Raw genomic sequence first — 12,182 nt, forward strand, 5'->3', positions numbered from 1 at the left:
CCTCTGTGTTGAAGCGTATCAACACTCGCCTTTGTGCGCCCCTCTTCTTACTAAAAGTTATAAAACATTCGTATCTATTCTTTCTTGTTATTAATTGGTGCGGTTACGCTAGCATTCACGCAATGTAAGCAAGGAATGTCGTCACCATGTTACTTAAGGAACTCTCTGGGCTGACTAGCCCTCTGAACGATCAGCAGATCGGCCAGTTGCAGCAAGCGGTGGCTGAACTGTCACCTCAGCAGCTGGCCTGGATCAGTGGCTACTTTTGGGGACTGAGCCAATCACCCACCGCCACGGCTGCGTCTCCTAATGCTGACGCCCAAGCCAGCCCGAATCATACCTTAACCATTATTTACGCCTCGCAAACCGGTAATGCTAAAGGCGTGGCACAAGCGCTGCATCACGATGCACAAGCGGCAGGGATCCCTGCAAAGCTGGTGGCTGCAGATAACTATAAAGGCAAGCAGCTTAGCAAAGAGAGCCATGTGGTGATCGTGGCATCAACCAATGGCGAGGGCGAGCCGCCTGATAACGCCATTGCCCTGCATGAGTTTTTGCAATCGAAAAAGGCGCCCAAGCTGGACCATCTTCATTATGCCGTGTTGAGTCTGGGCGATTCGAGTTATGAGTACTTCTGTCAAACCGGAAAAGACTTTGACACCTTTTTGCAAAAACTGGGCGCTAGGCCGATGGTGGCGCGCCTTGATTGTGATGTGGATTATGAAGCCACCGCGAGCGCGTGGCGAGAGCAAACCTTAGCGGAAGTGAAGCAGCACTTTCAGGCAAGTGGCGATGCGCAAGTGGTACCGATTCGTCAAACAGCAGCGGCAACCAGCGCATATACCAAACAATCGCCTTATGAGGCTGAATTACTCACCTGCCAGCGAATTACTGGTCGAGGCTCAGATAAAGCCGTTTATCACCTTGAATTCGATTTAGGGGATTCAGGGATCCAGTATCAGCCCGGCGATGCATTCGGTGTGTGGTACCAAAACGACCCAGAGTTGGCGGATGCGATTTTGGCGCGTGTCGGCTTGAACGGTGACGAGAGCATTGAGATTGACGGGCGTGCTGTCTCTATTCGTGAGGCCTTGATTGAGCACTATGAAATTACCGTCTCTAACCCGCAACAAATCGTAGCGCTCGCGGCGTTGACTGAAAATGACGCATTAACCGCGCTCACCGAAGACAAAGCGACGCTTCGTGATTATGCCAATCAAACCCAAGTGATTGATGTGCTGAGCCTTGCTGACGTGCAGCTACATGCCGAGCAACTGCAGTCGGTGTTACGTCGTCTGACGCCACGGCTGTATTCCATCGCGTCAAGCCAAGCGGAAGTGGAAGACGAAGTTCACCTGACTGTCGGCTTGGTGGCCTATGAACAGGCGCAAGGTGCTTTGCGTCAAGGTGGTGCCTCGGGCTTTTTAACCCAACGGGCAGACGCTATTGGCTCGGTCAAAGTATTTGTTGAGCACAACGATAATTTCAAACTTCCCGATAATGACGAAACGCCCATCATCATGATTGGCCCTGGCACGGGCATCGCGCCATTCCGGGCTTTCTTGCAAGAGCGAGAGCAGCGAGAAGCCAGTGGTGATAATTGGCTGTTCTTTGGCGATCGCACCTTCACCGATGATTTCCTCTATCAAGTTGAATGGCAGCAGTACCTGAAATCCGGTCTGCTGACTCGCATGGATGTGGCGTTTAGCCGTGACCAAGCAGAAAAAGTGTATGTGCAGCACCGATTACTCGAGCGCGCCAGTGAGGTATGGCAGTGGTTGTCAAACGGCGCGTATGTGTATGTCTGTGGGGATGCGAATCGCATGGCAAAAGATGTGCATGATGCCCTGATTCACATTGCCCAGCACCAAGGTCAGTTGAGCCGAGAAGACGCTGAGACCTTTATTAATGAATTGCGCAAAGATAAGCGCTATCAAAGGGATGTGTACTAATGAGTGAGCAAAAATTTGCGGGCGACACACTGGGGCCCCTCGCCGATAACGAGCGATTAAAAGATGACAGTAACTTCTTACGTGGCACCATCAGTGAGGATCTTACCAACCCGATCACTGGCGGCTTTACGGATGACAACTTTCAGTTGATCCGTTTCCACGGTATGTACCAGCAAGACGATCGCGATATTCGTGCTGAGCGACAAAAACAAAAGCTTGAGCCGTTACACAATGTGATGTTGCGAGCCCGGATGCCGGGGGGAATCATCTCCCCCGAGCAGTGGCTGGCTATCGACCGATTTGCTAAAGAAAATACCCTGTACGGCAGTATCCGTTTGACCACCCGTCAAACGTTTCAGTTTCATGGTGTATTGAAACCCAATATCAAGATGATGCATCAAACCTTGAACAAATATGGGATTGATGCGATTGCCACCGCGGGGGATGTAAACCGTAACGTCCTGTGTACCTCGAACCCTGTTGAGTCTGAACTTCATCAGCAAGCGTACGATTGGGCCAAGCGGATCAGTGAACATTTACTGCCTAAAACACGCGCTTACGCGGAGATTTGGCTGGATGGCGAAAAAGTGGAAGGTAAGCAAGATGATGAGCCGATTTTAGGTAAGCGTTATCTACCACGTAAGTTCAAAACCACGGTGGTGATCCCCCCGCAAAATGATGTGGATGTGCACGCCAATGACCTGAACTTTGTTGCCATTGCTGAGAAGGGTCAACTGGTTGGGTTTAATGTTCTGGTCGGTGGCGGGCTTGCCATGACCCATGGTGACACCAGCACCTATCCACGCCGCGCGGATGATTTCGGTTTTATACCCCTTGAGCATACGTTGAAGATTGCAGAGGCTGTGGTGACGACCCAACGAGACTGGGGGAACCGTTCGAACCGTAAGAATGCCAAAACCAAGTATACCCTTGACCGTGTCGGTGTGGAGACGTTTAAAGCGGAAGTGGAAAAGCGTGCTGGCGTCAGCTTTGCACCAAGCCGGCCTTATACCTTTACCGGGCGTGGCGATCGTCTAGGCTGGACCAAAGGCATTGATGGTAAATACCATTTGGCGCTGTTTATTGAAAATGGCCGTTTACGTGATACACCAGAAAAGCCGCTGAAAACCGGGATGGCTGAGATTGCTAAGGTGCACCAAGGCGACTTTCGGATGACAGCCAACCAGAATTTGATTATTGCTGGGATCCCTGAAGCGCAAAAAGACCAAATAGAAGCGCTTGCTCGCCGCTACCGTCTGATTGATGATGCGCACAGTGTGCAGCGTACCAATTCGATGGCCTGTGTTTCTTTCCCAACCTGTCCGTTGGCGATGGCCGAAGCGGAGCGCTTTTTGCCGGATTTTGTTACGCAAGTAGAGAAAATTCAGCAAAAGCATCAAGTGCAAGATGATCCGATTGTTCTGCGTGTCACCGGGTGCCCGAACGGTTGTGGTCGCGCCATGTTGTCGGAAGTAGGGTTAGTTGGCAAAGCGCCCGGCCGCTATAACCTGCACTTGGGAGGCAACTGGGAAGGCACACGTATCCCCAAAATGTACAAAGAAAATATCACCGACCAAGAAATCTTGGCCGAGTTAGATACCTTGATTGGCCGCTGGGCACGCGAACGTCAAGAAGGCGAGCATTTTGGTGATTTCTTGATTCGTACCGACGTGATTGCACCTGTACATGTATCGAAGAGGGACTTCTATGCCTGATACGGTTTATTCTGCGCTGACCCGCGCCGATCTGGTGGCGATGAATAAAAGTCAGCAGACGCTTGCGCTGGCTGAAATTAACGCTGAGCTCGAGCAGTACACCGCGCAGCAGCGCATTCGCTGGGCGTTGGAACATCTGGACGGACAGTTTGTGCTGTCCTCCAGCTTCGGGATACAAGCGGCATTGATGCTGCATATGGTCAGTCAGGTGAAGCCGGACATTCCGGTGATCCTGACCGACACCGGCTACTTATTCCAAGAAACCTACCAATTTATTGATCACCTGCAGGCACGTTTAAAGCTCAATCTCAACGTCTACCGTTCTGAATTGAGCCCAGCATGGCAAGAAGCCCGCTATGGCAAATTGTGGGAGCAGGGGGTTGAGGGGATCACTCGTTATAACCAGATCAATAAAGTGGCGCCGATGAAGCGAGCATTGACCGAGCTTAATGCCGGTACATGGTTCTCAGGGTTGCGTCACGGACAATCGCAATCGCGTGCGCATTTACCCATTTTAAGCGTGCAGCATGGTGTATTTAAGTTTTTGCCTGTGGTGGATTGGAGCAATAAACAGGTGCACGCTTATTTGACCGAGCATGACTTGCCTTACCACCCTTTGTGGGAGCAAGGTTATGTCTCCGTGGGCGATGTGCATACCACTCAGCGGTTAGAGCCCGGCATGAGCGAGGAGCAAACCCGCTTTTTCGGTCTGAAACGAGAATGTGGTCTGCACGAAGATGATGTGAACGATGGGGCAGGTATTTAGCCGTATTGCTCTGTGTGACGGACAGGCGTCACTTATATGCGTCACTTACATGCGTCACGAATTAAAGTGGCGCTTTTTTTTGTTCAAACGACGGTGTTTGTCTATCTTTTTATTGAGTTATCCATCAACCGTGATGCTTTCTGTGATATAAATTGCGCGCGCAATCAGGAAGCGAAGGAAGGATTATGTCCCTCCACACACGTCACGGACGCCGAACCCACGTGACAAACAGTGAAGCTTATGAACAAAAAACTCTCTTTAGTCGCCCTTGCCGTAGCGGGTGTCGTTGCGGCTGGCGCACCAGCCTTTCTTGATTATTCCTCGTCAACCACACCGACCACAGACACCAGCAGCTCGCGTTATATGGGCCATGGCAATGGTTGGCTGGAAGTGAACACCGCCACTTTTAATGACAATATTCAACGTGTTCAGCAACAGCTTTCTGATGGCACCAAAATGTGTGTGGTGATGAAGGCAGATGCGTATGGCAATGGAATTGCGGGTCTCCTGCCTGTGGTTATCGCTAATGGCATTGATTGCGTGGGTATTGCCAGTAACGAGGAAGCGCGCACGCTACGTGAAGGCGGCTTCACCGGTGAGATCATGCGAGTACGGACTGCCACACTACAAGAAATGGAAAGTGGTTTGGCGTTAAACATGCAAGAGCTTGTAGGCTCGGCCGAGCAAGCAGAACAAATGCGTGAACTTGCCGACAAGCACGACATTGTCATCCCTGTACATATGGCTTTTAACGCCGGAGGCATGGGTCGAAACGGCATCGAGATGGAATCGGAGTATGGCAAGCAACTTGCGATGGAGATTGCGACTGATCCGAGATTCAACGTGGTTGGTATAATGACGCACTTCCCAAATTACAGTGCCAAGTACGTGCGCAGTAAGCTGGGGCAGTTTAAGTCGAACAGCGATTGGTTGATTGAACAGGCCAACTTAAACCGTGAAGAGGTGCTAATTCATGCCGCCAACTCTTTCGTGACCTTGAACGTGCCAGAAGGCCATTTTGATATGGTCCGTCCCGGCGGCGTGCTTTACGGCGATCAACCAACCAATCGCGAGTTCCCGCCGATCATGAGCTTCAAGACCAAGGTCGCGTCTTTGCACCACTTACCAGCGGGTAGTACCGTGGGGTATGACAGCACCTACACGGTCGAGCGTGATTCTATTCTTGCCAATTTGCCGGTCGGCTACTCAGATGGGTTCCCGCGTAAAATGGGGAACAATGCCGATGTGTTGATCAAAGGCCATCGCGTGCCTGTGGTTGGTGTTTCATCGATGAACACCATTATGGTGGATGTCACTGATATTGCTGATCAAGTGACACCGAATGATGAAGTGGTGCTATTCGGCCAGCAAGGCGATGAAACCATTGGGGCGGTGGAGTACGAAAGCAACGCGGATGTGATCTTCCCAGAAATCTACAGCTGGTGGGGCGCAGTCAACCCACGTGAGTACGTGCAATAATCTCAACCCAAGCCCGGCCCGAGCCGGGCTTTTTTATCCCTGAATCCATGTTGCGAACCTGCACCGCGTTGTCGCAATCGTGGGGACGGATAGGTTGGCGTTTTTAGCTATTGTGTGCTTAGTTTTTAAGGCGAGGTGTTGCTTTTTGCTAACATCCAATCATCACTGATTGACCGTGAAGGGTCTCAAGGACGCACCATGCGCCAAATCGTCATTATCATCGCCAGTCTGCTTTTGATTAGCTCTGTGTCTGCAGAGAAGCTAAACGCACGTATCGAGGCGGGGAAACCTGTGCGGTTAGGGTTTGCGAATGAAAAGCCTTGGGCTTACTTGGACAGTGATGGTAAACCTACTGGGCTGATTAATGACTATACCATCGATATATTGAATCGCATGGGGATCAACCATATCGAGCCTGTTTTCACTGAATGGGGCGGATTAATTCCCGGTTTGCGCGCGAAGCGATTCGATATCATCACCGGCGGGATGTATATCCTTAGCAGTCGTTGTCAGAAAATTGCATTTTCTGAGCCTATAGGGCGCTTTCGCGACGCCTTTATTGTGCCGAAAGGTAACCCCAAAGATATTCATGATTATCCAGACGTTGTGCGTGAAAGTGCACGTTTGGTGACGGGGGTGGGATATAACATGACCACCTCGGCGCGTGATGCGGGACTCAGCGAGTCTTTGATTATTCAAGTCCCCGGGCCGACTGAAATTCTTTCCGCCGTGAAAGAGGGGCGTGCTGAGGCTGGGGCGGTACCGTATTTCACGGCGTTATACCTTGCTAAACAGGCACCCGATAGTCTCTCTGTGAGTGATCCGGCGAGAGCGACGAGCCAAACAGGGCACTATATCGGTATTGGTTTTCGTAAAGAAGATAATGCGTTTTTGGAGCAATTTGATGAGGCGCAAGCCAAGTATATGGGGAGCCCACAGATGTTAGAGCGGGTAAAAAAATATGGTTACCGTGAAGCGCAATATCTAGATGGGATCGCTACATCGCAACTTTGCCAACGCCAATAAAAAAGCGATGCCAGAGGCATCGCTTTGCAATAGAAACCGCCTTATCCTTACAAGATATCGAGCAGCTCGACTTCAAATACCAGTGCCGCAAATGGTGGGATAGCGGCGCCAGCACCACGCTCACCGTAGGCAAGGTCTTGTGGGATGTAGAGTTTCCACTTTGAGCCCACAGGCATCATTTGTAGAGCTTCAACCCAACCTTTGATCACGCCAGTCACAGGGAACTCAACAGGTTCGCCACGCGTTACTGAGCTATCAAATACAGTGCCATCGATCAATTGACCGTGATAGTGAACACGCACTTGTTTATCGCTGGTTGGGATCTCACCGTCACCTTTTACTAGCACTTCGTACTGGAGGCCAGATTCGGTCACGGTCACTTCATCACGCTTTGCGTTATCCGCTAAGAAGGCATCGCCTTCAGCCGCTTGTGCTTTTGCAGCTTCTTGACGCACTTCTTCTGCTTTTGTGTGAAGCTCGCGCAGGGCGTTATTGATGTCGTCAATTTCGATTTCTGGCATTTCGCCAGCCAGTGCCGTGCTGATGCCTTTAGCAATCGCATCGACTTGTAGGCCTTCAAGGCCACTGCCTGCCAGTTGTTGACCCATTTGTAGGCCGATGCCATAGCTTGCTTTTTGCTCGACGGTTTCTAGTTGTACGTCAGACATAACGTCTCTCTTTTTTGCGTGAATAAAGTGTGAAAGGATAACAGGTGATGGTTTCGTGGGTAAACTTTTGTACGCAAAAGGCGTCCAATATGAGGGTAAAACATCAAAATATGCGCGGAGTGGCAATGAAGTTAACAGCAATGCGTACACAATTTAAAGATTGGTGCGTGAGATGGGGACGAATGCTCGCTTCTTCATCCAGTAGAAAAGGGCAGTGGCAAGACATGGCATGGGTACGCACAGTACGCCACGCTTGGCTTCGCCTACCTCGTTTGCACCAACGATTATTAATGGTGTTGTTCCCTTTGGTGTTAGTCCTAAGCCTATTGCCTGCACCGTCCTCGACTGAAACGACCGCGCAGCCTCAGGAGCGGCGTTCTGTGGCGATTGATACTCAGGCACAACCCAAACGCAGTGCTACGTCGACAGACAGCTCGCAGCCGGAGGCATCACAACCTTCCACGCCGGAAAATGACTGGGTCAGTCACCAAATTGAGCAAGGAGATACGCTTGCTAAGGTGTTTCGCGATAATGACTTGGCGCTGACCGATCTTTACGCGATTGCCAATATCGAAGGCGAAGGAAAGCCCATTAGCCGTATCCAGCCGGGTCAATGGGTTCGGTTTAAGCGCACCGACAGTGGCGCGCTCGACATTCTTCAAGTGGAAACGCAGGCAGGTCAGTCCGTATTGTATTTCCGTTTATCGGATGGAGGCTTTGCGCGCCAACGCTAGTCCTTTTTTTCAGGCACGGGGTCTCCGTGCCTTCACTTTCCCGTCTGTTTGTTTTTTAAACTTCCGTGCCGATAAATTCGCCGTTGGTGTTTTTTTTCATCTGCTTTTTAATAAATCAGTCAATATGGCTGGGTTTATGCTGTGATTTGGAGGTTTTTAGCGATTATTCGCTAAATTACGCGACCGTGCCTGCGAATTTGACCAGCGTGCATTACATGCTTTTTCAGAAAATAATGAGCTTTATGTCACATTTTGGTGAATTTTTGTGCTAGTATTTGCGCCGGCTGTGTAGGGGATACACGCAAGCCGCCTCAACATGGATGTCCAGGCATTGACACGCTAACCATAAATCTGTTGAGGACTCGCTTTTCCATGTTGAAGAATTTATCTATTGGTAAGAAGTTTGCTGCTGCATTCTCTCTAATTGCCATTGCCGTCGCTGCCTTTGGCTTTTACATGTTTACTGAAGTTAAAGGCATGCGCGATAGCATGTTGAACTTTACTGATGATACCCTACCTGCGGTATTGGAGCTTGAGCGTATTAACCAAGTTGCGGTTGATTTACGTAAAGACCAGTATGCCACTATCACTTTTGCTGATCCTGCTATGCGCCTAGAGACCCTTCAGGGTGTAGAGGAAATCAAAGCAGGCCTTACCAAGTCTTTGGATGCGTACGAACAAACCCTGTGGTACGACAACGAGAAAGCGATTTTTACCCGTATTCAAAAGCACTGGCGTGACTACAACAACCAATTACGCGAGTTTCCTCAGCTAGTACGTAGCAACGAGATCGAGAAAGCTCAGCGCGTGCTTTACAGCTCGTTTGAAACCTATCAGAAGCTCGACCAAAGCTTGACTGAAATGTCAAAGTTAACTCAAGGCTTTATTACCTCAAACCGTACCTCGATTCTTGAGCAAGTCTCGATGATCAGCACGGCCATTTTGGTGGTGTTAATCGCAGTGATTGCCTTTATGGTTGCGATTGCGATGGTCTTTACCCGCTCTATTAGCAACCCTCTGCGTTTGGTGATGGAACAATCCTCTGCGATTGCCAAGGGCGACCTGACTTACCAGTTAGATCGTAGCCAAATCGGTAACGATGAAATGGGGCAGTTGGCAGATTCGAGCATCGCCATGCAAGATAGCCTGCGCACGCTGATTGAAGAAGTGATTGCCGCGGTGACCCAGCTAAGCAGTGCGGTCGAAGAAGTCAGCGCGGTATCTAGCCAAACTTCAAGCGGCATGCAAAGTCAGCAACATGAGATTTCGCAAGTTGCCACTGCGATGGCGCAAATGAAAGCCACTGTCGCGGATGTTGCGCAGAATACCGAAAGCTCGTCGACCGCGGCTAACGAAGCCAGTGAACAGGCACGCCTCGGTGGGCGTGATGTCGATAGCATGGTGGGGTCTATCACCAAAGTGGCAGAAGACATGCGTAAAACGGGTGACACAGTCAACGAGTTGGACCAGCAGTCGAAGCAAATCAACGTTGTGGTGGATGTTATTCGTGATATCGCCGAGCAAACTAACTTATTGGCACTGAATGCGGCGATCGAAGCGGCGCGTGCCGGTGAGTCTGGCCGCGGCTTTGCGGTGGTAGCCGATGAAGTCCGCACACTGGCCGGCCGTACCCAAGACTCGACGGGTGAAATTACTGAAATTATCGAGAAGCTCCAGCAATTCGCGACCCAAGCGCGCGATGCCACCACTCAAAGCCGTGAGAGTATTGAGCAGTGTGTGGAGCAAGGTAGCCAAGCGCAGCAATTGATCCGTGGCATCGAAACATCGGTTGAGAACATTGCCGATATGGGCATGCAGATTGCGAGTGCTTGTGGTGAGCAAGACTCGGTTGCCGATGAGCTAAGCCGCAACATTGAGCGCATCAACCCGATGAGCTAAGCCGCAACATTGAGCGCATCAACGATTCGTCACAAGAAGTGGCGGGTGGTGCGGATCAAACCGCGCAAGCGTGCAGCGAGCTCAGTCAGTTGGCGCACTCACTGCAAACGACCATGCAGCGCTTCCGTCTAACTAAATAGGTCGTATCCCAATGAATGAAAAAAAATCCCGCTGACTCGGCGGGATTTTTTGTTTCCGATACAATTTTTGCTTTTTGAATAAAGCCTGTAATACTGGTTACCGCGCTTGATTATTGCGGCAGGAAAGAGGCAAGCTTTTGTTAAACATCGACGTGGTCACTAAACAAGTCATCTGTGTATGACATTATATTTTTTTTGCAAAATGTAGGTTCCCTTTCCAATATCTCTCCATTGACTGCCTGTTTTTTGTGCTAGCCTCTTAGTGTATGAGGTTGTGTAGCGGATGCACGCAACCCCGCCTTAACATGGATGTCTAGGCACTCATACAGTAACCAGAAATATATTTGAGGGTAGTCTTTTCCATGTTGAAAAATTTATCTATTGGTAAAAAGTTTACGGCGGCTTTTTCCCTGATTAGTATCGCTGTCGCGATCTTTGGGTTTTACATTTTCACCCAGGTTAGCGGCATACGTGACACTATGCTGAACTTTACTGACGACACACTCCCAGCGGTATTAGAGCTCGAGCATATACACCAAGTTATGGTTGATCTACGAAAAGATCAAWTTGCTGCGATCACTTTCGTTAGTCCTGCTAGGCGGTTAGAGGTGCTGGATGGCATGGAAGAAACAAAAGCGAGTATTACCAAAGCGTTAGATGCATATGAACAAAAGCTATGGTACGACAACGAGAAAGCGGCTTTAGCTGACGTTCAAAAGAATTGGCGTGAGTATAATGAGCGATTTCGGGATTTCCCACAACTGGTTCGCGATAGAAAAATTGATGAGGCTGAGCCAATCCTCATCGGATCGTTTAATGTTTATCAAAATCTTGAACATAGTTTAAACAAGTTGTCATCGTTGACTCAAGGCTTTATTGGTCAAAACCGCACCTCGATGCTCAATCAAGTGTCGACAGTGAGTATGACCATTATCGGCGTACTGTTCGCGGTAATCGTCTTTATGACTGTGGTGGCGGTAGTGTTCACCCGCGCAATTATTAATCCGCTACGCTTGGTAATGGAGCAATCGTCTGCGATTGCCGAAGGCGACCTGACCTACCAGTTAAATCGTAGTCAAATTGGTAACGATGAAATGGGCCAGCTGGCAGATTCGAGCATCGCCATGCAAGATAGTCTGCGCACGCTGATTGAGGAAGTGATTGCCGCGGTGACTCAGTTAAGCAGTGCGGTCGAAGAAGTCAGCACGGTGTCTGGCCAAACCTCAAGCGGCATGCAAAGTCAGCAACACGAGATTTCACAAGTCGCCACCGCAATGGCGCAGATGAAAGCCACCGTGGCGGATGTGGCGCAGAACACCGAGAGCTCATCCACCGCGGCTAACGAAGCACGCGAGCAGTCCCGTATGGGGGCCCAAGATATCGATGGTATGGTGGCAGCGATTCGTAAAGTGGCAGAAGACATGCGTCAAACCGGCGATACCGTGAGTGAGCTCGATCAGCAGTCGAAACAAATCAACATGGTGGTGGATGTGATTCGTGATATTGCCGAGCAAACCAACTTACTGGCGTTGAACGCGGCGATTGAAGCGGCGCGTGCCGGTGAGTCTGGCCGTGGCTTTGCGGTGGTGGCCGATGAAGTGCGTACCTTAGCGGGCCGCACCCAACACTCAACCGGTGAAATCGCTACTATTATTGAAAAACTGCAGCAACACGCCACGCAAGCGCGCGATGCCACCACTCAAAGCCGTGAGAGTATTGAGCAGTGTGTGGAGCAAGGTAGCCAAGCGCAGCAATTGATCCGTGGCATCGAAACATCGGTTGAGAACATTGCCGATATGGGCA

8 protein-coding genes and 1 pseudogene are annotated in these 12,182 nt (G+C 50.3%); 8 read left to right on the forward strand and 1 reads right to left on the reverse strand.

The genetic code is table 11. The annotated features are described in order from the left end of the window. Window positions 1-146 precede the first annotated feature (146 nt). The 5 genes from BZJ18_RS10365 (at window position 147) to BZJ18_RS10390 (ending at window position 6,938) form a co-directional block, all read left to right on the forward strand. The gene (locus BZJ18_RS10365) at window positions 147-1,952 is read left to right on the forward strand and encodes an assimilatory sulfite reductase (NADPH) flavoprotein subunit (protein ID WP_077456530.1); all 1,806 of its coding nucleotides are present in this window, start codon (window positions 147-149) and stop codon (window positions 1,950-1,952) included. Beyond that, a complete protein-coding gene (gene cysI, locus BZJ18_RS10370) occupies window positions 1,952-3,667 on the forward strand; it encodes an assimilatory sulfite reductase (NADPH) hemoprotein subunit (protein WP_077456532.1) in 1,716 nt (571 codons plus the stop codon). Before BZJ18_RS10365 ends, cysI begins: the two co-directional genes overlap by 1 nt. Further along, window positions 3,660-4,433 (forward strand): phosphoadenylyl-sulfate reductase, encoded by a 774-nt coding sequence (locus BZJ18_RS10375; RefSeq protein ID WP_077456534.1) that lies wholly within the window; start codon window positions 3,660-3,662, stop codon window positions 4,431-4,433. Before cysI ends, BZJ18_RS10375 begins: the two co-directional genes overlap by 8 nt. Before the next feature lie 240 nt (window positions 4,434-4,673). Next, the gene (gene alr, locus BZJ18_RS10385; protein ID WP_077456538.1) at window positions 4,674-5,912 is read left to right on the forward strand and encodes an alanine racemase; all 1,239 of its coding nucleotides are present in this window, start codon (window positions 4,674-4,676) and stop codon (window positions 5,910-5,912) included. Window positions 5,913-6,110: 198 nt separating this feature from the next. Then, the gene (locus tag BZJ18_RS10390) at window positions 6,111-6,938 is read left to right on the forward strand and encodes a transporter substrate-binding domain-containing protein (protein ID WP_077456546.1); all 828 of its coding nucleotides are present in this window, start codon (window positions 6,111-6,113) and stop codon (window positions 6,936-6,938) included. Window positions 6,939-6,985: 47 nt separating this feature from the next. On the opposite strand, the gene BZJ18_RS10395 is transcribed toward BZJ18_RS10390, so the two are convergent. Next, window positions 6,986-7,606: an FKBP-type peptidyl-prolyl cis-trans isomerase gene (locus tag BZJ18_RS10395; protein ID WP_069589667.1), complete on the reverse strand. Its 621-nt coding sequence runs from the start codon at window positions 7,604-7,606 to the stop codon at window positions 6,986-6,988. 125 nt (window positions 7,607-7,731) lie between these two features. Between BZJ18_RS10395 and BZJ18_RS10400 the strand changes: the two genes are divergently transcribed. From BZJ18_RS10400 to BZJ18_RS10410, 3 genes and pseudogenes are all read left to right on the forward strand, one after another. After that, window positions 7,732-8,340 carry a LysM-like peptidoglycan-binding domain-containing protein gene (locus BZJ18_RS10400; protein ID WP_198532229.1) on the forward strand — a complete coding sequence of 203 codons (609 nt, stop codon included), beginning with the start codon at window positions 7,732-7,734 and terminating at the stop codon, window positions 8,338-8,340. Between the two features lie 372 nt (window positions 8,341-8,712). Then, window positions 8,713-10,379 (forward strand): annotated as a pseudogene (locus BZJ18_RS10405) (methyl-accepting chemotaxis protein). A gap of 362 nt (window positions 10,380-10,741) precedes the next feature. Beyond that, the coding region (locus BZJ18_RS10410) for a methyl-accepting chemotaxis protein (RefSeq protein WP_077456542.1) at window positions 10,742-12,182 on the forward strand (1,441 nt) is incomplete at its 3' end.

The sequence above is a fragment of the Salinivibrio sp. IB872 genome (assembly GCF_001995345.1).
Lineage (GTDB): Bacteria > Pseudomonadota > Gammaproteobacteria > Enterobacterales > Vibrionaceae > Salinivibrio > Salinivibrio proteolyticus.

Bases quoted from the DNA above. Each gene is read 5' to 3' on its own strand.
- BZJ18_RS10365 (WP_077456530.1), top strand. From the start codon at position 147: ATGTTACTTAAGGAACTCTCTGGGCTGACTAGCCCTCTGAACGATCAG.
- cysI (WP_077456532.1), top strand. From the start codon at position 1,952: ATGAGTGAGCAAAAATTTGCGGGCGACACACTGGGGCCCCTCGCCGAT.
- BZJ18_RS10375 (WP_077456534.1), top strand. From the start codon at position 3,660: ATGCCTGATACGGTTTATTCTGCGCTGACCCGCGCCGATCTGGTGGCG.
- alr (WP_077456538.1), top strand. From the start codon at position 4,674: ATGAACAAAAAACTCTCTTTAGTCGCCCTTGCCGTAGCGGGTGTCGTT.
- BZJ18_RS10390 (WP_077456546.1), top strand. From the start codon at position 6,111: ATGCGCCAAATCGTCATTATCATCGCCAGTCTGCTTTTGATTAGCTCT.
- BZJ18_RS10395 (WP_069589667.1), bottom strand. From the start codon at position 7,606: ATGTCTGACGTACAACTAGAAACCGTCGAGCAAAAAGCAAGCTATGGC.
- BZJ18_RS10400 (WP_198532229.1), top strand. From the start codon at position 7,732: ATGAAGTTAACAGCAATGCGTACACAATTTAAAGATTGGTGCGTGAGA.